At 41.7% G+C, this 22,105-nt stretch carries 22 protein-coding genes and 1 tRNA gene; 11 read left to right on the top strand and 12 right to left on the bottom strand.

What is annotated here, in order from left to right; all coding sequences use genetic code 11:
• The first annotated feature begins 25 nt into the window (after positions 1-25).
• The 5 genes from DR017_RS03480 (at position 26) to DR017_RS03460 (ending at position 2,331) form a co-directional block, all read left to right on the top strand.
• Positions 26-715 (top strand): ComF family protein, encoded by a 690-nt coding sequence (locus DR017_RS03480; protein WP_040361379.1) that lies wholly within the window; start codon positions 26-28, stop codon positions 713-715.
• Between the two features lie 37 nt (positions 716-752).
• Positions 753-1,073: a hypothetical protein gene (locus DR017_RS03475; RefSeq protein ID WP_002680135.1), complete on the top strand. Its 321-nt coding sequence runs from the start codon at positions 753-755 to the stop codon at positions 1,071-1,073.
• A 74-nt stretch (positions 1,074-1,147) separates the two neighbouring features.
• Positions 1,148-1,717: a gliding motility lipoprotein GldD gene (gene gldD, locus DR017_RS03470; RefSeq protein ID WP_002680189.1), complete on the top strand. Its 570-nt coding sequence runs from the start codon at positions 1,148-1,150 to the stop codon at positions 1,715-1,717.
• A gap of 70 nt (positions 1,718-1,787) precedes the next feature.
• A complete protein-coding gene (locus tag DR017_RS03465; protein ID WP_002680144.1) occupies positions 1,788-2,237 on the top strand; it encodes a GatB/YqeY domain-containing protein in 450 nt (149 codons plus the stop codon).
• Positions 2,238-2,259: 22 nt separating this feature from the next.
• A tRNA-Arg gene (locus DR017_RS03460) sits at positions 2,260-2,331 on the top strand.
• A gap of 4 nt (positions 2,332-2,335) precedes the next feature.
• Here DR017_RS03460 and DR017_RS03455 read toward each other — a convergent pair.
• The 8 genes from DR017_RS03455 to DR017_RS03420 form a co-directional block, all read right to left on the bottom strand.
• On the bottom strand, positions 2,336-3,097 hold the full coding sequence (locus DR017_RS03455) for a hypothetical protein (protein ID WP_040361377.1): 762 nt from the start codon (positions 3,095-3,097) through the stop codon (positions 2,336-2,338).
• 5 nt (positions 3,098-3,102) lie between these two features.
• The gene (locus DR017_RS03450) at positions 3,103-3,612 is read right to left on the bottom strand and encodes a c-type cytochrome (protein ID WP_002680160.1); all 510 of its coding nucleotides are present in this window, start codon (positions 3,610-3,612) and stop codon (positions 3,103-3,105) included.
• Positions 3,613-3,720: 108 nt separating this feature from the next.
• On the bottom strand, positions 3,721-5,532 hold the full coding sequence (locus tag DR017_RS03445) for a quinol:electron acceptor oxidoreductase subunit ActD (RefSeq protein ID WP_002680191.1): 1,812 nt from the start codon (positions 5,530-5,532) through the stop codon (positions 3,721-3,723).
• Positions 5,513-7,444: a family 20 glycosylhydrolase gene (locus DR017_RS03440; RefSeq protein WP_002680093.1), complete on the bottom strand. Its 1,932-nt coding sequence runs from the start codon at positions 7,442-7,444 to the stop codon at positions 5,513-5,515. The genes DR017_RS03445 and DR017_RS03440 overlap by 20 nt, the downstream gene beginning before the upstream one ends.
• 5 nt (positions 7,445-7,449) lie before the next feature.
• Positions 7,450-10,350, bottom strand: a complete 2,901-nt coding sequence (locus DR017_RS03435; RefSeq protein ID WP_040361410.1) for a 4Fe-4S dicluster domain-containing protein — start codon at positions 10,348-10,350, stop codon at positions 7,450-7,452.
• Between the two features lie 23 nt (positions 10,351-10,373).
• Complete coding sequence (locus DR017_RS03430) at positions 10,374-11,063, bottom strand: cytochrome c3 family protein (RefSeq protein ID WP_002680212.1); 690 nt, start codon at positions 11,061-11,063, stop codon at positions 10,374-10,376.
• A 32-nt stretch (positions 11,064-11,095) separates the two neighbouring features.
• Positions 11,096-11,710 (bottom strand): dephospho-CoA kinase, encoded by a 615-nt coding sequence (gene coaE, locus DR017_RS03425; protein WP_040361374.1) that lies wholly within the window; start codon positions 11,708-11,710, stop codon positions 11,096-11,098.
• Positions 11,707-12,615 carry a YbbR-like domain-containing protein gene (locus DR017_RS03420; protein WP_002680112.1) on the bottom strand — a complete coding sequence of 303 codons (909 nt, stop codon included), beginning with the start codon at positions 12,613-12,615 and terminating at the stop codon, positions 11,707-11,709. The genes coaE and DR017_RS03420 overlap by 4 nt, the downstream gene beginning before the upstream one ends.
• A gap of 133 nt (positions 12,616-12,748) precedes the next feature.
• On the opposite strand from DR017_RS03420, the gene DR017_RS03415 reads away from it, so the two are divergent.
• Genes DR017_RS03415 through DR017_RS03405 form a run of 3 tightly spaced genes read left to right on the top strand, consistent with a single transcriptional unit; the run spans position 12,749 to position 15,477 of the window.
• Positions 12,749-13,783, top strand: a complete 1,035-nt coding sequence (locus DR017_RS03415) for a hypothetical protein (RefSeq protein ID WP_002680183.1) — start codon at positions 12,749-12,751, stop codon at positions 13,781-13,783.
• Positions 13,784-13,822: 39 nt separating this feature from the next.
• Entirely contained in the window at positions 13,823-14,662 is an 840-nt protein-coding gene (locus DR017_RS03410; protein ID WP_002680166.1) for a prephenate dehydrogenase, read from the top strand.
• A gap of 11 nt (positions 14,663-14,673) precedes the next feature.
• Positions 14,674-15,477 (top strand): hypothetical protein, encoded by an 804-nt coding sequence (locus DR017_RS03405; RefSeq protein WP_002680061.1) that lies wholly within the window; start codon positions 14,674-14,676, stop codon positions 15,475-15,477.
• Between the two features lie 21 nt (positions 15,478-15,498).
• Here DR017_RS03405 and DR017_RS03400 read toward each other — a convergent pair whose 3' ends face one another.
• Both DR017_RS03400 and DR017_RS03395 read right to left on the bottom strand, forming a co-directional pair.
• Positions 15,499-16,476 carry a glycosyltransferase family 2 protein gene (locus DR017_RS03400; RefSeq protein WP_002680095.1) on the bottom strand — a complete coding sequence of 326 codons (978 nt, stop codon included), beginning with the start codon at positions 16,474-16,476 and terminating at the stop codon, positions 15,499-15,501.
• On the bottom strand, positions 16,473-16,928 hold the full coding sequence (locus DR017_RS03395) for a type I restriction enzyme HsdR N-terminal domain-containing protein (RefSeq protein ID WP_002680186.1): 456 nt from the start codon (positions 16,926-16,928) through the stop codon (positions 16,473-16,475). Before DR017_RS03395 ends, DR017_RS03400 begins: the two co-directional genes overlap by 4 nt.
• A gap of 36 nt (positions 16,929-16,964) precedes the next feature.
• Here DR017_RS03395 and holA point away from each other — a divergent pair, with 36 nt between their 5' ends.
• The 3 genes from holA (at position 16,965) to DR017_RS03380 (ending at position 18,528) form a co-directional block, all read left to right on the top strand.
• Positions 16,965-17,978 carry a DNA polymerase III subunit delta gene (gene holA, locus DR017_RS03390; RefSeq protein WP_002680140.1) on the top strand — a complete coding sequence of 338 codons (1,014 nt, stop codon included), beginning with the start codon at positions 16,965-16,967 and terminating at the stop codon, positions 17,976-17,978.
• A gap of 62 nt (positions 17,979-18,040) precedes the next feature.
• The gene (locus tag DR017_RS03385) at positions 18,041-18,247 is read left to right on the top strand and encodes a hypothetical protein (protein ID WP_002680080.1); all 207 of its coding nucleotides are present in this window, start codon (positions 18,041-18,043) and stop codon (positions 18,245-18,247) included.
• Positions 18,238-18,528, top strand: a complete 291-nt coding sequence (locus tag DR017_RS03380; RefSeq protein ID WP_002680068.1) for a hypothetical protein — start codon at positions 18,238-18,240, stop codon at positions 18,526-18,528. Before DR017_RS03385 ends, DR017_RS03380 begins: the two co-directional genes overlap by 10 nt.
• Positions 18,529-18,590: 62 nt before the next feature.
• Here DR017_RS03380 and DR017_RS03375 read toward each other — a convergent pair whose 3' ends face one another.
• Both DR017_RS03375 and DR017_RS03370 read right to left on the bottom strand, forming a co-directional pair.
• Complete coding sequence (locus DR017_RS03375; protein WP_002680055.1) at positions 18,591-19,406, bottom strand: 2,3,4,5-tetrahydropyridine-2,6-dicarboxylate N-succinyltransferase; 816 nt, start codon at positions 19,404-19,406, stop codon at positions 18,591-18,593.
• An 11-nt stretch (positions 19,407-19,417) separates the two neighbouring features.
• Positions 19,418-22,051 (bottom strand): valine--tRNA ligase, encoded by a 2,634-nt coding sequence (locus DR017_RS03370; RefSeq protein ID WP_002680098.1) that lies wholly within the window; start codon positions 22,049-22,051, stop codon positions 19,418-19,420.
• Positions 22,052-22,105 lie beyond the last annotated feature (54 nt).

Below are 22,105 nucleotides of genomic sequence, written 5' to 3'. Positions count from 1 at the left end.
ACCTCTAACCCCTAAAACTAAAACTATGATACTATCAGATTTATTGTCGGTTTTTACTCCTCATTACTGCAGGGCTTGTGGCAAAATGCTGAAAGAGGAAGAACGCTTTTTGTGCCGAGATTGCAGCAGAGATTTAGAGGAAACTCATTTTCATTTGCGAGCAGATAATCAGGTAATGCAACTGCTCTCGCTACAAAATGATATTACAGCCGCAATGACATTATTTTACTTTCAAAAAGGTAGTGTGGCACAACATTTGATACATCATCTCAAGTACAGAGGTGAAGAACAAATAGGCGAGTGGCTTGGCAATTGGCTGGGTAATAGGCTCTCTCAATCGCCTCTCTATCAGTTAGTAGAAGTGGTAATTCCCGTGCCCTTGCACCGTGATAAACTAAAGAAAAGAGGTTACAACCAAGTGGCTTTATTAGCTAAAACAGTTGCTAAGGTATTAGGAGTGAGCTATGTAGATGATGTGTTGCTAAAGGTTACTGCTAATACTACTCAAACCAGAAAAATATCGTGGCGGCGTTTGGAGGAAAGCGAACATATATTTGTGTTGCAGCAGCCTGAAAAACTGAAAAACAAACATATACTACTCATAGACGACCTTATCACTACAGGGGCTACACTCTCCCATTGTTGCGAACAGTTATCCACTATCGAAGGAGTGAAAATCGCTGTAGCAGGAATAGGTTTTACCATACGCTCTTAACATTGAAAAAAAATTAATAACTAAATAAATATATTGTATGAAGAACACTTTTAAAATGATGCTTGTAGCATTCGCTATGTTCGCGTTCAGTGCTAACGCAGGGGCTATGACCCTTAATCTCAATAAAGTAGCTAAATCTCTTATCGTAGACCAAGATGGTAACGGTGGTGTGAAAGTGAAAAAATCTTGCGATAAAGACGGCGAGAAAAAAGAATGTAGCAAAGACGGTAAGAAAAAATCTTGCTGCAAAAAAGACGGTAACGAAGCCGACAAAAAAGAGTGTAGCAAAGATGGTAAAAAGAAATCTTGCTGCAAAAAAGACGGCGAGCACAAAGCCGAAAATGCAGAAGCTAAATAGTTTCTCATTATATAAATTTTAAAATTACTGGAAAACCTTAGCAGTTGCGCTGAGGTTTTTTGTTATTGATTCCAATGAAAACATTTATATACAGCATTTTAATCTTTATTGGGGCGCTTTCAATAGCCGCCTGTGCTACCGATATTTTACCCAAACCTAAAGGCGGACTTCGTTTGGATTATCCGCAAGCAGCTTATAGCTCTGTAACCGATTTGCCTTACTGCCCGTTTACTTTTGAGGCAAACACCCTTTCGTCTATAGAACATAAAGCCAACTCTTGTGATGTGAATATCAATTATCCAGCGATGAAGGCAACTATCTACCTCACTTATAAAAATGTAGATGGCAATATACGCAAACTCCTCACCGATGCACAGAACTTCACTTATAAGCACACTGTAAAAGCCGATAATATTGCAGCCACCACTTTTGTGAACGATACGACCAAAGTATATGGTATGTTCTATCAAGTGTATGGCAATGCGGCTTCACAATCACAGTTTTACGCTACCGATAGTTTGAAACACTTTATCTCGGGGTCTATTTATTTTAATGTAGAACCTAATTACGACTCGGTACAACCAGCGAGTGATTATTTGCAGAGAGATATGCGCCGCATAATGGAAACCCTTCGTTGGAAATAAAAATAGGGGAGAACTGTTGGCAATTTAGAAATATTGCTTTACTTTTGCCCCACAAAACACTAAATGAATTATGAGTTTACAAACTAAAGTAATGGAAGCGCTCAAAGAAGCGATGAAAGCCAAAGATACGGTAGCTTTAGAATCGCTAAGAGCCATCAAATCGGCTATATTGTTAGCCAGAACCGAAGCAGGAGCCTCTGAAGAATTATCGGAAGCCGACGAGCTCAAACTATTGCAAAAATTAGTAAAACAGCGCAAAGATAGCGCCGCGCTCTACACCCAGCAAGGTCGCAATGATTTAGCTGAACCTGAATTGGCACAAATGGCAGTGATAGAGAAATTCTTGCCAGCCCAGCTCAGTGAAGCCGAAGTAGAAGAAGCGTTGAAAGGCATTATTGCCCAAGTAGGTGCTACAAGCCCTAAGGATATGGGCAAGGTAATGGGCGCAGCTACTAAGCAATTAGCAGGCAAAGCCGACGGCAAATTGATTTCGGATATTGTGAAGAAATTATTGTCATAGTAGTATATATTTTAATAAGAAGGGCCGCATAGTTCAATGGATAGAATGTCAGATTCCGGTTCTGAAGATAGAGGTTCGAGTCCCCTTGTGGTCACAAATTATTTTACAAACGGCATTACCATTAAATAAAAATTGAGGTATTGCCCCAATAATATAAAGATAGCTGTTCCAAAAAGGAGCAGCTTTTTTTGTTTGGCTTTGGAGGAAAGCAAAATGAGAAAAGGTAGCACAAAACTGAGAATGAACATTACAACAATTGCCTCTCCATAGCCTTTGCTAAGAAGGGTTTGGTAATAAATAGTTTCTTCAGGGATATTAGCGTACCATATCAGCATATATTGTGAGAACCACAAATACGCCCAAAAAATAGAGAATCCAAACAGGTATTTGCCTAAATCGTGATAGTGCTCTGGCTTGCTAAAGAGGGTAACAAGCGCAATGCCTGAGAGCAGAAAACTGCTGAGCAATTGCCACGCAAAGAGGGTGCTGTGCCATTCGGGAGTGAGACTCAAAAACCAATCCCACGCCATTGGAGTTTCAGTAAGAAAGAAAATGACTAAGAATAGTACGTGAGGCGTTAAACTCTTAAACTTTTTTAAAGTATAGCGATACCCCACCCATACTGCCATATAACCTACAGCACGCAACAGAAAATAAGGATCGCGATGCACTATATACAACACTCCTAACAAAACTAATAACACTAACCACAAAGGTGTTGTGATACGCTTCATTATAGGGTACAAACTCATAGCCCACTCAGCGTGCGTGACTTTGTTGATGGCATAGAATACCAATACCCCTACTAATGTAAGCGCAATAAACAATAGAATTGAATATGTTAAAAACAATATGCTCATACTTCTTACCTCTTATCTCTTAGCTGTTCTACGTACATTGTTACTTGCCAGCGCTCTTTCTCACTGAGTTGGGTAGCAAAAGCGGGCATTGCATTGCGTCCGTAGTAAATTACGTGATAGATACTCCCCTCCGTAAAATCCCGATTTTTATAATTAGGCACTCCAAAAAACTTTTCCCTTTGCACTAAAATTCCTTTACCATCGCCTTTCTCACCGTGGCAGAGCGCGCAATAGATGCCGTAGAGTGCTTTACCATCAGTTAGGTTTTGAGTTTGTTGTAGGGTATCAGTAGCTAAAGGGTTGTGCAATTGAACTTTGGCTTGCTCATAACCTTCAATAGTATTGGGGTAGCTATAGGGCAACTCACCTCTTTTCACAGTGTGTTCAGGAGGAGAGAGCGGAGCAACTTCATAAGTTTTATAAGCAGGACTCTCATACATATCGGGCATAAACTCAATGTTGCGCTGTTGCTTGTTCCTACAACCAACTGCTAATAACATCAGTAATACATACATCAGGGACTTTGACAAAGTCTTAAACTTTGTCAAAGTGTAGCGACAAAATATATATATTATATGAATATCAACATATCCCATTATTTGTTAATTATTATTTCTTAATTGTTAATTGTTATCTCTTACCTGAATTACGAATTTATCATCACTACTTTTCTTTATAGGATTTTCAGCTTTTTTGAATGGATATAACCTACTTCTGATAAAGAAACTAATCACCAATAGATGCGCTGCAAAATATACAACCAACTCGAATATTACCGGTACAAAAGCAGGAAGGTTTTGCCAGAAAGTGGCATTAGGCTTTCCGCCAATATCCATTGGCCAGTCTTTTATCATTGTGATATAGGTGAGCCAACAACCGAAAAACAAGCCTATAAGTCCATATAGAAAAGTAGCTTTGCCTAAGCGAGTGCGCTTGAGCCCCAAGGCTTCGGCTAAACCGTGTACATAAAAAGGCGTATATACTTCTTGAATTTCCCTACCATCTGATTTTAATTCTTTTATTTTATCTAAAAGTTCTTCAGGAGAGTTAAGAGTTAAGAGATAAGAGTTAAGAGACTCCTGCCCACTAACATCTGTCCCCTGACATCTGTCCCCTGACACCTGACACCTGCCTCCTTTCACCTCAGCTTGTGCAATCATCGGGAAGCTCCTTGCATATAATAAAAACAACAAAAAGAAGAACCCTAAAGTGCCTACAAATATCCCTATATCCACCCACGTAGGACTGAACATCGTCCACGACGACGGCAGATAACCGCGATGCAGTGAGGTAACGATAATTACAAAACGCTCGAACCACATCCCCACACATACTGCCAAAGCAACGCATACTGAAAAGGTAATACTACGGCGTAACTTTTTGAGCCATAGCAATTGAGGGAGGACAATATTGCAAATAATCATCGTCCAGAATGCCCACGCATAGGCACCTGTAGCGCGATTGTGGAATACGTATTGTTCAAACTCCGAGTGAGAACGCATAGCCATAAAAAACTCGGTGAGGTAAGCAACCGCTACAATACTACCAGCCACTAACATTACAGTGTTCATCAGCTCGATGTGTTTGAGGGTGATATAGGCTTCTAAATTACATACTTTGCGCAAAATAATCAGTAGCAAACTCACCATTGCAAACCCCGAAAAGATAGCGCCTGCTACAAAGTAGGGCGGGAAGATAGTAGTGTGCCAACCAGAGACCACCGAAGTAGCAAAATCAAAAGAGACGATAGTATGCACCGAAATGACTAATGGAGTGGCAATACCAGCTAATAAAAGCATTGTTTCTTCCATACGTTGCCAATCTTTGGCGCGCCCGCTCCAACCGAAACTTAGCAAGCTGTAAATCTTCTTCTGAAAAGGCTTGAGAGCACGATCGCGCAACATCGCAAAATCAGGGAGTAAGCCCACCCACCAAAACACTAAGGATACTGAAAAGTAGGTAGCAATAGCAAACACATCCCATAGCAAAGGCGAGTTGAAATTGTCCCACAACGAGCCGTATTGGTTGGGAATAGGCAAGTTGAAATGTAGCAACCACGGTCTGCATAAATGCAGGATAGGGAAGATACTCGCTTGCAACACAGCGAAAATAGTCATTGCTTCAGCCGAGCGATTGATAGCCACCCGCCACTGTTGGCGAAAGAGCAACAATACTGCCGAGATGAGTGTTCCCGCGTGCCCGATACCTATCCACCACACAAAGTTGGTGATGTCCCACGCCCAGCCTACGCTTTTGTTGAGCCCCCACGCGCCTATGCCGTCGCGCAAGGTTACCCATATTGCCCACACCCCCCAGAGGGTCGCAAGGAGGGTAATGCCAAAGGCAATCCACCACGCGCGAGAAGCACGACCTTCGATGGGGCGCGCTATATCTTCACTGATGGTATGATAGGATTTATCGTTGAGTATCTGCATAAATAAGATTTTTTACAGCGTCCTTGCCGTCAGGGGTTACAAACACACAAGTGAATTGCCATTTCACCAATCGCACTTCGGGGGTAGAGAAAGCTCCTACAGGTAGCTTGAGTAACACTTTATTCCATCCCTTGTTGAGGGTAACTTGCAAAGGAGGACGCACTTGGAAATTTTCGTTAGTAAGAGGTATTTCGTTAGAGAGTTCTCTGTGAGTTGATTCCCATATAGGAGGAGAGAGTTCTGTATCGTTTAACCAAATTTTACTCTCCTTATAATCCCATTTACCTTGCGGCGGAGGTAGATCTTTTTCCGACCGACTGTAATCTTGAAAACTTATCCATAAACCAACTGGTTGTTCTTCAGGTGAATATACATAAGTATACGCATAAGCAGTGTGGTTAGGTTGAGGTTTTTTATAAAAAGCAGGTACAAGATCGCCCCAAGTATGTCGCAAATAAATACCAGCCCCTATAGCTTTATGGGTGTGATAAGTTTTTCCTTCATAAGAGTAGCTTTCTTTTAAAGCTTTCTCAGGCGGAAAGGATTGAGCAAGATTGCCATTGTTAGGAAATGCATCGGTAATGCGCCAGACTACGTTGGTTTGGGGTACGTAGGCAAAGGGTTCATCACCAAAATAATGGGCTTTATGCCAGCACATACGCCTCTCAAAATCAGCAAACTGCCGGAATATAGGGTCGTTGGTATCTGTGGGGAGCATAGTGCCTTTGCCATCGAAATATTCACTGCCTCCTCCTTTCCAAGAGCGCTCGGCTAAGGCGAGCATTGCAGGATAGAAATTGTTTTGTATGAGAATATCTCTCTCTCCTTTGATATAGCGGTCGTTCCATAACCCTATAATAGCTCCCGCGTGGTCGTCGTCACCTTGGGCTACATTTAAAATTCTGCTGTTGTAGAGGGCAACCAAATCGGCAAAAGCATCGAAATGATTGATATAGTGAAATTTGCTATCAATAGCAGGAATGCCTTTTTGTGCTTTACCTCGATAGCTCCACAGTTGGGTCATATCTATTTCACCTGCTTTATATTGCCACCCAGGATTCCACGAAATCACCTTTTTGCCTTTATTACGCAAGTAAGACACCATTTCGGGTACAAACTGCGGATTGCTAAAAACTACTTCATCAGTGCCTATGTGAATATAAGGAACATCAAAATTTTCGACTACCTCATCCAATAGTTCTTTGAGAATTGCCATTCCTTTTTCCGATTGCATAGCTACCCCAAAAGCCTTTTCAAAAGCACGACTGTGTCCAGGCATATCAATTTCAGGGATGAGCAATACGTTGTGTTTTTTGCAGAAAGTGACTAACTCTTTGGCTTCTTGTAGGGTATAATATTGGGCAGGCATACGCTCATAGCTAGAAGGAGCATTGAGTTCAGGATAGCGCAAACTCTGCAAACGCCACCCTTGGTTTTCGGTGAGATGCCAATGAAATACATTGATTTTGTACTGCGAAAGTAGTGCTATTTCTCTTTTCAACTCCTCCAAACTCATAAAGGTACGTCCTACATCTTGCATAAAACCGCGCACTCTAAAAGCAGGATAATCGATGATTTTGCATCCTTCGTAATAGGCTTTATTGCCTTTGGTAACCAAAAGTTGCTTTAATGTTTGTTTCGCCCAATACACACCTTTCCCACTGATAGCCCTGATGAGAATGCAATTTTTAGTAACTTCTAACATATACCCTTCTTCTTTATTGACGGGAATTTCGGGCAAATCGGCTACCATTTCTACAATAATAATCGGACGTGTTTCTGCCGAGGCTACCTTGTAGCGTTGTCCATTAGCGATAACTTGTTGCGGTGCAGGCAATAAGTGGTCTATCCCTGCGTAGAGCACACAAGGAGAAACACACCAAAGGTATATGAAAAATATATAAAACTTCATAACTCCTAATTCCTAACTTTCACTTGATACACCACATTAGGGTCGGTGTTGAGCTCTGCTAAAAGCTGATACATACGCTCACTGGCACTGAGTTGGGCGATTTTGCTTCCTTCTTCGTTAGCATCGCCAAATACCATAGCCCCTGTATTACAAGCAGCTGCACAAGCTACTACATTGTTGAACTCTCCTGGGGCAACGGCACGACCTTCTCTTTTGGCTTTCAGTATTACCGCTTGGGTGTTCTGGATACAGAGGGAACACTTTTCCATTACTCCTCGCGAACGTACCGTTACATCGGGGTTGAGCACCATACGCCCTATTTCGTTGTTCATATTGTAGTTGAACTGCTTGTTTTCACTATACTGAAACCAGTTGAACCTACGCACTTTATAGGGGCAGTTATTAGCACAGTAGCGCGTGCCTACACAGCGGTTGTAAGCCATTTGGTTTTGTCCTTGCTGTCCGTGAGCGGTAGCGATTACAGGGCAAACAGTCTCACAAGGGGCATTATTACAATGCTGACACATCACGGGCTGAAAACCTACGCACCTTTGTTCGTTTTCTCTTGATTCATAACGGTCGATGCGCAACCAGTGCATATCGCGAGAGCGGCGCACTTCTTCTTTGCCTACTACGGGCACATTGTTTTCGGCGTGGCAGGCGATCACACAAGCTGCACAACCAGTACACGCATTTAAGTCGATAGAGAGTTTAAAATGATGTGGGGTAGTAGGGTCTTTCTTTGTTTTAGGGTGTTTGGGATTCCACACTTCAGCGGATTCGCTTAAAAAAGTCTCTAAAGAAATCTCTTTGAGGATATTTTTCCGTCCTACCAATTCATTTTGCAGTTGCAAGCAGGCAAATTGGTGAGTGCCTTCTGCTTTTTCTATCTGTACGCCTTGGGTTTTACAATGGTCTTTATAAAGCACAAAGGCATTGACCCCCACTTGCATTTCGGTTTGTATGCCTGCCTTGCGTCCATAACCTAAGGCAAGCCCTACACTGCCTTGTGCTTGCGCAGGGGTGATGAGTACGGGAGCGATGATACTTTTGCCGTTAGCACTGATTTTCGCCTGATACCCGTCCAAAGCACCATCAGCAGTATGCCAATTCTCAATACTTAGACGTTGGGCATCGCTGGGGTGCATCGTGAGGAAGTTATCCCACGTAGTGCGGTGGATAGGGTCGGGAAGCTCTTGTAGCCAAGGATTGTTAGCTTGCTGTCCGTCTCCCAAAGCGGTGCTGGTATAGAGGCTGAGTTCAAAAGGTGTTTCTACTAATTCTCTGGGAAGTACTGTGCCTATTAGCCTTAAAGTTTCCTCACGTGTGAGGGTCATAGGCGGTTTCCTCAGTGAAGGGATTTTTTCTTCTTTCGGCAACTCAAAAGATTTTATATCTTCTTTTACAAAAGTGCCATCGTGCAGGGCTTGTTTCCAAGAAAATCCTTTTAAGATATGGGTTTCCCAATGAGCTTTGATAAAATCGTAATAGCTCTCCTTGTGTCCTATCCATTGCAAAAAACAGTCTTGCCATTGTTTGGTGTTGAAAAGCGGACGTATACAAGGTTGCATCAGTCCGTAGTGCCCGTATTTAAATTCTACATCGCCCCACGACTCTAAATAATGCGGTTGAGGCGCCCAAAGGGTTGTTTGCTGGGCAGTTTCATCAGCGCGCATCGCAAAGGATACCGAAAAAGGTACTTTCTTCAAGCCTGAGACAAACACTTCGGCGTTAGGCAAACTGTATAAAGGGTTGAGATTGTTGATAAAGAGAACGCCTACCTTACCTTCGTTCATATCGGTGAGTAGCTGTTGTAGAGCTTTAACATTACCTTTACGGGTAAGCACGGGAGTTTGAGGCGAGAAAGCTTCACTTTGGAGATGTTCATTGATAGCAAAAGCGATTAATTGAGCTTCAACGCTATCAATACCTGTTACTACTAAGGCTTTGCTACCCGCTTTTTTGAGTTCGGAAGCTATTTTCTTTATTTTGTCCTCAATAGTAACTTTATTCTCCTCTTTTTCTATAATAGAGTTTGGGAAATGAAATTGTTCATTCTCCTCAAAACCTTTTAGGTATTGGAAACAGTAAGCCAATGCTTTTTTCACTTGGTCAGGAGTGAGGGCAATGCGCTCATCGGCATTAGCGCCTGTAAGGCTGAGGTTGGCTTCCAACTGAATATGGCGCGACATTCCGTTTGCTTTGCTAGGAATACGCCCTTGCGCATAGCCAGCTTCATAGCCCCCTCCATTCCAATCGCCTAAGAAATCGGCATCAAAGGAAACAATGAGCTTTGCCTTGCTGAAATCGTAATCGGGCATTGCACGCAATCCATAGCGCCATTCAAAAGCGGTGAGAATAGCATCTTCTGATATGGTATCGTATTCAACGAGCTTAAAGGTGGGGTATTTTTCTTTTAATAGTTCTACTAAGGCATAACTTGACGGACTTGCGAGTGTTTGACTGAGCATCACAATTTGCTTGCCTTCAGCTTTTGCTTTCTCTAAAGCTGTAATGGCTTTAGTATCCAGCTGTTGCCACAATTCCCCTCCTTGAGAGAGGGCAGGGGATGGGTTTCTATGCTCGTCATACAAACTCAATACCGATGCCAATATCCTTGCATTCACTGCCCCTCCTGCTTTGGCTTCGGGGTTGCGCAATACAGCAATGGGTCGCCCTTCGCGAGTTTTCACCAGTACGCTGGCAAAGTCAAAACCATCGGCTATGCAAGTAGCGTAATAATTGGCTTCACCTGCTACAATACTTTCGGGCTGTATTACATACGGAATTGTTTTATGTACCGCCCCTTCGCAACCTGCCAAGGCTGCCACCGCTGTAGAAAAACCTAAGAATTTTAGGAAATCTCGCCGTGATGTTGATATATTATGTATATTCTCATTCGTCATTCGTAACTCGTCATTCGTCATTATTAGTAGTGGCATTTTGCACATTCTAAGCCTCCCATTTCGGCAACGGTTAGTTTGGCTACATTTAGCTTTTTAGCCAAAGCCTTGTGCACTTCTTCATAGTGCTGATAATAAGGGTTATTAGCATTCACAGGCATTTGGCGGTGGCACTCTATACACCACCCCATCGTAAGAGGCGCGTGCTGGTGTACCACCTCCATTTGTTGTACTTCGCCGTGACATTTCTGACATTCCAACCCACCCACTGTTACGTGCTGACTGTGATTGAAATAAGTAAAGTCGGGGAGTTTGTGAATGCGCACCCACTGCACAGGTTTAGCAGTGGCCGTATAACGAAATTTCTGTTCGTCCCAGCCTACTGCTTCGTATAATTTCTTGATTTCTTTGGTGTAAAAATCTTTAGTATAACCATTGGCAGTGTCCTCTTCACCCTCATACTCCGAGATAGTAAGGTGGCAGCCCATACACACATTGAGTGAGGGCACGCCTGCTACTGCCGAAGTCCGCGCTCCCGAATGGCAATATTTACAATCGATTTGGTTATCACCTGCGTGAATTTTGTGAGAGAAGTGAATAGGTTGTATAGGTTCATAGCCCTCGTCTACCCCTATCTGCATCAGAAAGGCGTAAAGAGCGTAGGTAATGCCTAAAAAGGTAATGATAAGGGTTGATATAATGATAATTTTTTTCAATTAACAATTTATAATTAACAAATGTTGTTGTGTTACAAACTTTCGTCCGTCATTCGTAACTCGTCATTCGTAACTCGTAACTCGTCATTAATTCTCTTCACTTGTTCTTTGGCACTTTCCAAATCAACGTTTTCAATCACCGCATTTGAAAAAGCAATGCGCTGTTCATCAGTCCACTGTTGTGCCATACGAGCCCGCACTTGGGCTTCAGTGCAATGGTCGCGTGCCATTACACGGGCAATGCGCACCTCCTCAGGGGCTGTAACTGTGATGATATAATCACAATCTTTGTAGCTTCCACTTTCAAAGAGAATAGCAGCTTCTTTCAGTACATAAGGCGACGTTTGTTTCTTAGCCCATTGTTTAAAATATTTTGCAAGGGCAGGATGTACAATGTTGTTGAGTATCGCCAATTTCTCAGAATTGTTAAACACAATCTGGGCGATATAAGCGCGGTTATATTCTCCATTGTGGTAAGCCTCCTCACCAAAAGCAGCGATAATGCGTTCCTTTACCTGCGCATCGGTAGCGATGAGCGCTTTAGCTTGTTCATCTGAATTGAATACTGCAATACCTAAGGCAGCAAATGCTTTGGCTATCGTGCTCTTGCCACTGCCAATACCTCCTGTAAGTCCTACTACCATCATTCTTTGCGTATGAGAAAATCAACGGTAGCTTCGTTCATTAGCGCCACCTTTATACGCCGTTTGTTAGTGCTAATTTGCAATGGGATATGCCCTGCGTTAGCCTCGCACATATCGGCGGTTACTTCTATATCGTTAGGAGTGAGTGTTTTAAGTAGGTTTAATTCCCCCGTACAGAGCACACTCACCTCATCAGGGAAAATTTTCACCTGACTGTTTTTCGGTACCCTCATCACTTTCACCGGTACGCGCAACTCTTGCTCACTCACCTTATCTACAAAGGCTTGCATCGCTATTTTATGAGTGTTGAAATGTACCAAAGGCGTGCTTTTGAGCGTGTAAGTCTCACTAAAATTATCCTTTATAGGGCGTTTGCTATGATAGTGAAAAACAACTTGAGAGAGCGTGTCTATCACTTTTTGGCTACCCGATGCCACTACCGAATCGGGGGAGAGTTTTAGATCTGTGAGTTGGTATTCTTTAGGGTATTCCACGTTTAGATGTACCACTACGGGGATTTTTTTAGTGTGTTTAGGCGCTAAATACAGTTGCAGCGTATCGGAGACTACCGAGCGTATTTTGAAGTTTGCGAGATAAGTATTGCTCAGCTTGTCTTTACTGTTTTTGGAGAGTGTATAGAAGTGTTCACTCACCTCTTGCAGGTCAGTAAAATCAACGGTGAGGGTAGGGTTTTGTCGGTAGGATTTCAAAAGAGAAAAGCCATTGCCTTCAACTACAATTCTCACGAAATTAGGGGCAGAAGGCAGAAATACCTCGTTGGCAGGGGGATTGATAACTGTCACAGGGATAGATACTTCCCTAAGTAAATTTTTAGAAAGTTTTACTAACGACCAGATAAAAACCGATAGGATGAGGCATATTATAAAAGTGAGGTTGCGGCGGTTCATAGCAACAATAAATTACGAGTAACCAAATAATGAGGGCAAAGATATGAAATGATTGGCAAATGAGCAAATTTAGCAATTTGCAGATTGCCAAATTATTTTTTACTTTTGTGCTTTCATTTTTCACTTGTTTGCTATGAAAACACTCCGAAATATCCTTATTGCCTTGGGCGTTACTTTCACGGCTTATGTTCTTATAGAAGGCAACAACCCTACTTTCTCACTCCCTGATTGGGATTTAGATTCTTTTTTTACTGCTGATGATAGTGATAATAGTGCTCTTTACAATCAAGAAATGGAAGATGAAGATGTATATATAAGCAAAGAAAATGAAGATCTCGCAATTATCAACTTTTATAATTTTTGCAATACTTTAACTGCAGCTTGCTATAATGAGGCAGCTGCTCCTGATAAGTTGCGAGAAATTAACAATGCTTTAGAGGCAGTGAAAAATGGCAAAACACCCCCTGAACTTTCTAATAAAAATTCTCTTCTGAAAAATCTCAAAAAAGACAATCTTTCACAAGGAGTGCCTAATATATTAGGTTTTGAAAAGCACGATGTAGAGAACGCATATAAAGCACTAAAAGCCAATGTAATTACTATAATGGAAGCGCGCGAGAGTATTATAGCTGACTTCAATAAACCTCTGCAGGGTAGCTTTGTTGAACAAAAAATAGGCAACTTCGAAAGGCGTGCTAACCACCTTCTTACGATGCAATCACAGCTAAATGCACTCCTGCAAAATCACATCACCGCTGCTAGTGACCATTTGATGGAAGACAATAGACAAGCTACTACTTTCTACAACTATCAAGAAATGCTTAAAACTTTTGAAAACCTACTCAATCTGTTGGAAAGAGCCGAAGCTGGTGAAACCGTAGATGTACAAGAAGCTAAAAAACTCTACAACAGTTTTATAGAACAACATACAGCCCTAAAAAGTAAACCTCTGGGGCGTGAACATTTCATCAATACTGATGTCTTTTTGGTATTAGAACTTGAAAAACCAATTTTTCCCTCTTTGAGTAAACTCATTTATCAACTCACTAACTCTCAAAAAATAGACTCAACTATATTTTGGGAAGTGCGACACCAAGCACAACCTCTCCTAAATCCTTATGCCCTATTCAATACCCGTAACGCCTCGTACTACGAATATGATTTGTAACACATTCATTTGTAACTATTCACTTTTAAATTTTAACTATTGAAAAAAGCAATCATTATAGGTTTAGGGCTTATTGGGGGCTCCTTTGCCTTGGAATTGAAAAAACGCTTGGGGTATACCATTGCAGGTATCGACCTCAACCCCGCTCATATACAAAAAGCCTTAGATTTAGGTATTATCGATGAAAGCACCGATTACAACCACCTCACCGATGCCGACCTCGTGCTCATAGCTGTACCCGTGAATCACATTCACAAAGTATTGCTACAAGTGCTCGACAAAATAGGTGAACAAACCCTTGTAATGGATGCAGGTTCCGTGAAATCGCATATTTGTGAAGCAGTAGCCACTCACCCTCATCGTCAAAATTTTGTTGCGGCACACCCTATGGCAGGTACAGAGCATTCAGGACCTGAGGCAGCGCTCTACGACCTTTTCGACGGCAAGGTAATGGCACTCTGTGAAGTAGAAAAAAGCGATTGGCGATTGTTAGACCGTGCTTTGAGCATCGTAAAAGCCTTGAATATGCGCGTGAAAATGATGCAACCTGCCGATCACGACCTCCATACCGCCTACGTGTCGCACCTTTCGCACGTGAGCTCCTTTATGCTGGGGAAGACCGTTTTAGAAATTGAAAAGGACGAAGCTCATATATTTGATTTGGCGAGTACCGGTTTTGCCTCTACCGTGCGTTTGGCAAAGAGCGATGCCCAAATGTGGTGTCCTATATTTTTAGAAAACAAAGACAACATACTCAAAGCCCTGAATGAGTACATCAAAAACTTAGAAGCCTTTAAAATTCTCATAGAAACTGAACAAGCCGAGGCACTTACCCAAAGCATACACGAAGCCAATTACATTAGAAAAATATTGAAATAAACTGATATCCAATGAAAACACTGATTCCTAAAACAACTGTATGGTATATTTTTATTGCTCTTATAGCACCTAAATTACTGTTGATTTTGTATTATGCTTTATACTATAAAAGCTTATTTTTTTTAGAGGTATGGGAAGAAAATAGTATTTTTTTATTGAAAAGCTTTGTGATAAGCTATAGTGTAGGGCAATTTGTACCCTTTGAAAAACTTCCCAAAGGTGGAACTATTGCTATAGCATTATTGTGTTTACTCATATTGCCAATTATAAACATTTATAATTTTTGGCGTATTTATGATGAGTTTAATATTCAAAATCATTTAGATTACTTAGGTCTGAATATAATTATAGGAATATTATTAGGAGTGATGCTACACAGAATTGCTAAAAAAGAAAAGGCAATCCCTCCGATGAATCAAATTAACCCAAGAATAAGGGCAATTCTTTACATAGCTTCCTCTTTTTGGATAGGAGCTATTATATTAATGATTATAATGGGAGTTTATTATTCAGGGTCATTGGATTCATTTTCTGTGGTTGTTTCAATAGCAGGTATATATACCGTTTTGGGAGTAATTTTAGCACTATTCATTCCTTTTACGCATTACACTAAAAATACAAATTTTAAAATAGGCTGGCTTATTACAATCATTGTTTGGGTACTTCCGCCTTTAGTTCTAATTTATATAATTAGCCCTCCCTATATTAATGAAACAATAATATTAGTTACTTATACTTGTATCTCCTTTTTCCCAGCTCTGATAAGCGGTTTTTACTTAGCCAAGAAGCTCCAAAAATTAGGAAAAACACCCTAAAAACCTCTTACCTCTTACCTGTTACTTCTTACCTAAAACAAAATATTCCCAGACTATCGATTTCACTTGGTAATAATTGGTAATGAGCTTTGAAGGTCTTTTCTTTTTAAAGAAGAAAAATCGTTTATAAAAATGAAAATGCGCTCTTATTACTTCCCACGTAAAACGCGGCTTGCCTTGTAAAAGAAAACGCACTCCTGCAATGCCATCTAATACCATACGTAAGAAGATTGTGGTATAAAGTCCTTTAGCGGGTAGGTTTTTCAGCAACATAAACAAACTATTGCGGAAGTTGAGGTAGGTTTTTTTAGGGTTGGCAGCGGTGAGAGTTGCCCCTCCTACGTGATAGACAGTACTTTCGGAGCAATACACCACTTGTTTGCCGAGGTGGTGCACTCGCCAGCACAAATCTATTTCCTCTTGGTGGGCAAAGAAATCTTCGTCAAAACCTCCTAACTGGTGGAATACCTCTGCACGTATAAAAAAGCACGCCCCCGATGCCCAAAAAATGGGTACGGGGAAAGACTCGTTATACTGACCTTTGTCCTCTTCTATGGTCTCAAATACCCTCCCTCTGCAATACGGGAAACCATATCGGTCTATAAAACCACCTGCCGCGCCGGCATATTCAAAATGCGTACAGCGTTTTTCATCTTTAATTTTAGGCTGTACCACTGCAATGTGTTCCTCTTCAAAAGTGTGCAGGATAGGGGAGAGCCAACCTTCAGTTACTAACACATCCGAGTTCAGCAGGCAATACACATCAGCGTTAATATGTTGTAAAGCGCGATTGTATCCTCCCGCATAACCGCTGTTGGTGGGGTTTTCTACAATATGCATTTCAGGAAAGTGGGTGCGCACGAAATCAAGAGAATCATCGGTAGAGGCATTGTCTACGATGTAGAGTTGCGCTTCGGGCGAGTAGCGCACTACCGAGGGGAGGAATTGTTCTAACAGCTTTTTGCCGTTCCAATTGAGTATTACGATGGCAAGAGTCATTGTGAGAGGTCGTTGTAATGAGGGAGTTCTTTTAAAAAATGATACTGACTGTGCTGGTAGTCCATTTGGCAATAGTAATGAGTAATGCCATTGGTAACCATTAGATATTGAGCGTTTAAGCTAAGGTTATAGCGCGCAATTTGGTCGAAAGTATGTTGGGTAATAGGCACATTCGGAGCTTTGCATTCCACCGCTAAGAGCACCGTTCCTATTTTAGCATATACTACCACATCGTAACGCTTGGTGAGCCCATTGATAGAGAGCTTTTTCTCCACATTGATAAGCGATTTAGGGTAACCTTTCTCCTCAATGAGAAAATGCACCACGTGTTGGCGTACCCATTCTTCAGGCTGTAACACCACGTATTTCCGACGAATCACATCAAATATCCACAGTTTTTCATCGGCTACTTTAGTGCGAAAGGGGTAGTTTTTGAAATTTAATAGTTCCATACTGCAAAAGTAGAATATTTTTTGTATTTTTGCACTATGAATGAAGTAAAAACTATTGTAGGCAACATAAAAAAAGGCATTATCGCTCCTATCTATTTTCTGATGGGCGAAGAACCTTATTTCATAGATATAGTATCCGATTACATTGAAGATCACGTGCTGCAAGAAGACCAAAAGGGTTTCGACCAAATTGTGCTCTACGGTCAAGATGTAACAGTGCCTGCGATTATCGATTATGCGCGCCGTTTCCCAATGATGAGCGACCGCCAAGTGATTATCGTTAAAGAAGCCCAAAACCTCAGAGCTACTATCGACCAATTAGTGCCTTATGTAGAGAACCCTACCCCTACAACGGTTTTGGTATTCTGTTATAAATACGAGAAGTTAGACGCACGCAAGAAACTGCTGAAAACCTTACAAAAGAACAAAGATTGCGTATTACTTGAAAGCAAAAAACTTTATGAAAACCAAGTAGTCGCTTGGTTACCCGATGTATTGAAGAAAAAACACCTCAGCATTCAGCCTAAAGCCATACAAATGTTAGTAGATTTCTTAGGTACCGACCTGAGTAGGATACAAAATGAGGTGAATAAATTAGCCCTTATCGTTCCTGAAAATACTGAAGTAACCCCCGAAATTATAGAGAAAAATATAGGTATTAGCAAGGAGTTTAACAACTTTGAACTCAAGAGTGCTATTGCTGCAAACGATGCCTATAAGATAGCGCGTATCCTCAAACACTTCGCTGATAATCCTAAGGATAATCCCTTGGTAATGACGCTTACCGTGCTTTATGGTTATTTTCAACAACTTTTGGCTTTCCACGGTCTTACCGACCAAACTGATAAGAACGTAATGGCAACCTTAAAAGTGCCTGTTTTTGCTATCAAAGACCTGCGTTCAGGGGCACAACACTACCCAATGAAGCGCGTGAGTGCTATCATTGCTACGCTGCGCCAAATCGACCTAAAAAGCAAAGGCTTAGGAGCCACCAATAACCTCTCCGAAGCCGACCTTCGCAAAGAACTGATTATAATGTTACAAGCGTAATTTGAAAATCTTTTTGTAGCTTAAAAAATAATATCATACCTTTGTAAAAAAATAGAAATGTTATGCAAACAAATGTCATACCTTTAGAAGAAAATACAGATTTTCAACCTTGTCAATTAGTTGAAAATGAAGAAGATTTCTATTATGAGCTAACAGCCGAAGACCTACGTAAATTAGCTATAGCTGAAAAACAATCACAATTAGGAATGTTTACTGATAGTTCAGAAGTACATAGAAAAGCCCAACAGATGATCAACCAATGGAAATAAAATGGATTTACGACGCTGAAGAAGATTATTATAACACCCTTACTTATTGGTATAAACATAATGGGAGTTATACCTATTCTGAAAAAATAATGAAAGCAGTAGAAGTTTTACAAAAAGAAATAGCAAAAAATCCTTACTTCTTAGCAAAATATAGTGAGCATTTAGGAATGTATCGAAGAAACTTTTTAGATAATAGGTTTGTAATTTACTATAAAGTTATAGAAGATAAAAATAGAATAGAAATACACTATTTTAGAAGTACTAAACAAAGACCTTTATAGAACAAAAAAGCTGTCTAATAAAGAAATGTTAGACAGCTTTTTTGTTACCTGTTATCTGTTACCTAAACAGAAACTCCATACTCTCTTAGAGCATCGTTTAGTGAAGTTTTCTTATCGGTTGAGGCTTTGCGCTGCCCGATGATAAGAGCACAAGGCACTTGGTAATCACCCGCAGGGAAGTGCTTGGTATAACTACCAGGGATCACTACTGAGCGCTCAGGTACATAGCCTTTCAATTCTTTAGGTTCACTGCCCGTTACATCAATGATTTTAGTAGAGGCTGTAAGCACTACATTAGCACCAAGCACCGCTTCTTTGCCTACGTGCACACCTTCTACCAAGATACAACGCGACCCGATAAAAGCTCCGTCTTCTACTATCACAGGAGCTGCTTGCAAGGGTTCTAATACCCCCCCTACACCTACACCACCACTCAGGTGCACGTGTTTGCCTATCTGAGCGCAACTACCCACAGTAGCCCACGTATCTACCATTGTACCTTCATCTACATACGCCCCTATATTCACATAGCTGGGCATTAGTATCGCTCCTTTGGCAATAAAAGCACCACGACGTGCTACAGCAGGAGGTACTACGCGCACTCCTTTCTCATCGTAGTTGTGTTTGAGCGGAATCTTATCGTGAAACTCAAAGATACCCACCTCTACGGGTTTCATATTTTGGATAGGGAAGTAAAGCACAACAGCTTTTTTCACCCATTCGTTTACTTTCCAGCCATCGGCAGTAGGCTCTGCCACTCGCAACTGACCTAAATCCAAGAGGTGAATGACCTCACGGATAGTCTGTTGTACAATTTCCTCACGAAGCAGAGAGCGATTCTCCCACGCCTCATCTATCATTTGTTTTAAGTGTTCCATTTATCTAATTATCAATTGTTAATTGCTTTTATCGCTTTTTCAAGTGTTTCAATTTTCGCTAACGCATCAGCTTCTTTTTTGCGCTCGTTCTCTACTACTTGAGCAGGCGCTGAGTTTACAAACTTCTCATTAGAAAGTTTCTTGCGCACTGATGCTAAAAAGCCTTGTGTATAGGTGAGTTCCTCTTGTAGTTTTTTGAGTTCCTCTTCTACATTCACCGCACCTTCCATTGGGATAAAGTACTCATTAGCTTTTACGCGGAAAGACATTGCGCCTTCTATGGCTGTACTTACTTCGGTAATAGCTTCAAGCCCACCCATTTTAGAAATCACCACATCAAAACGGTTGCTCGCTTGTTCTTTGTTTAATACTGAAAGGCTTAGTGGTGTTTTGAAAGGTATATTCTTTTCTTTGCGCACCGTGCGGATACCTGCGATCACTTCGGCAGCAAATTCGAATTCTGCCAATAGTTTTTCGTCGTACGGCTGTACGGTGGGGTAGGTAGCCACGATAAGGGCTTGTTCAGGGGTACGAGGTACTAAACTTTGCCATATTTCCTCAGTAAGGAATGGCATAAAGGGGTGGAGGAGTTTTAGTAAATTCTCAAAAGCGGCTACCACGCCCTCGTAAGTCGCTTTGTCCATTGGTTTGCCGTATTCGGGTTTTACCATTTCCAAAAGCCACGCACAGAAGTCGTCCCAAGTGAGTTTATAGATTGCCATTAGAGCATCGGAGATGCGGTATTTCTCAAAATGGTCTTCTACTTCGGTGAGTACCGCGTTGAACTTCGCTTCAAACCATTGCAAAGCGAGTTGAGCGGCTGCAGGTTGCTCTACTGTATCTACCTGCCATCCTTTTACCAATTGAAAAGCATTCCACAATTTGTTGCCAAATCCTTTTCCTTGCTGACAAAGGGCTTCGTCAAATAGCAAGTCATTACCTGCTGCCGATGAGAGCAAGAGTCCCACGCGCACGCCATCAGCACCGTAATCGGCGATGAGTTTGAGGGCATCGGGTGAGTTACCTAAGGATTTAGACATCTTGCGGCGCTGCTTATCGCGCACCAATCCAGTGAGATATACATTGCTAAACGGACGCTCACCTTTGTATTCATAACCTGCTACTATCATTCGGGTTACCCAGAAGAAAAGGATATCAGGTCCCGTTACCAAATCGTTGGTAGGGTAATAATATTCAATTTCAGGATTATTAGGCTCTAAAATACCGTTGAACACGCTCATTGGCCATAACCAAGACGAGAACCAAGTATCGAGGGCGTCTTCATCTTGTCGCAAATCGGCTTCAGTAAGATGAGCATTGCCACTCTTTTCTTTAGCCAAAGCGAGGGCTTCTGCCTTAGTTTCGGCTACTACAAATTGGTCTTTGTCCTCGCCGTAGTAGTAAGCAGGAATTTGTTGTCCCCACCACAATTGGCGTGAGATATTCCAATCGCGTACGTTCTCTACCCAATGGCGATAAGTATTCTCGAACTTTTTAGGATATAGTTTGATGCTTTCGTCTTCCAATACCGCCTTGATAGCTGGCTGGATAAGGGTGTCCATTTTGAGGAACCACTGGTCGGAAAGGCGAGGTTCTATCACGGCTTTGGTACGCTCGGATGTCCCCACTTTGTTAGTATAAGTCTCTTTTTTAGCAAGTAAGTCTTTTTCTTCTAATTCGGCTACTATCTCCTTGCGCACTACAAAGCGGTCTTTGCCAGCATAGTGCAAACCGTAGTGATTAAGGGTTGCATCATCATTGAAAATATCAATGACTTCTAACTGATGTTTGTCGCCCAACACCTTGTCGTTAGGGTCGTGGGCAGGGGTTACTTTCAGGCAACCTGTACCAAATTCCATATCTACATACTCATCTTCGATAATCGGAATCACGCGGTTGCAGATAGGCACAATTGCTTTTTTGCCTTTGAGGTGTTGCCAACGCTGATCGTTAGGGTTGATACAGATAGCTGTATCGCCAAAAATCGTTTCAGGTCGCGTTGTAGCAATCACAAGGTACTCATTTGTCCCTTCAATTTGATATTTTAAATGATATAAAAATCCTTGACGCTCTTCGTAAATTACCTCCTCGTCAGAAAGGGTAGTTTTAGCCTCTGGATCCCAGTTTACCATACGGTGACCGCGGTATATTTGTCCTTTGTTGTACAAATCTACAAACACTTTGATAACCGAAGCCGAAAGCTCCTCGTCCATAGTGAATTTAGTGCGCTCCCAATCGCAAGAGCAACCCAATTTTTTGAGCTGTTCGAGAATCACCCCACCGTATTGGTGCGTCCATTCCCACGCGTGTACGAGGAACTCCTCACGAGTGAGGTCGGATTTTTTAATGCCTTGTTCTTTGAGTTTTGCCACCACTTTGGCTTCTGTTGCAATAGAAGCGTGGTCAGTACCTGGTACCCAGCAAGCGTTGAAGCCTTTGAGGCGTGCACGGCGGATAAGTACATCCTGAATGGTATTGTTGAGCATGTGTCCCATATGGAGCACCCCTGTAACGTTAGGGGGCGGAATCACAATGGTATAGGGGGTACGCTCATCGGGGGTTGAGTGAAAATAGTTGTGGGCAAGCCAATAGGCATACCATTTTTCTTCTAATTCTGTAGGATTGTATTTTTTAGGTTCTGTCATACTTAATGAGTCAATTTTAAGGCGCAAAGGTAGTAATTAATTGACAATTAACAA

It is taken from the genome of Capnocytophaga sputigena, from assembly GCF_900446695.1.
In the GTDB taxonomy this organism is placed as follows: Bacteria; Bacteroidota; Bacteroidia; order Flavobacteriales; family Flavobacteriaceae; genus Capnocytophaga; species Capnocytophaga sputigena.
Note: the sequence above shows the minus strand (reverse complement) of the source record. Positions and strands in the feature narration are given on the sequence as shown.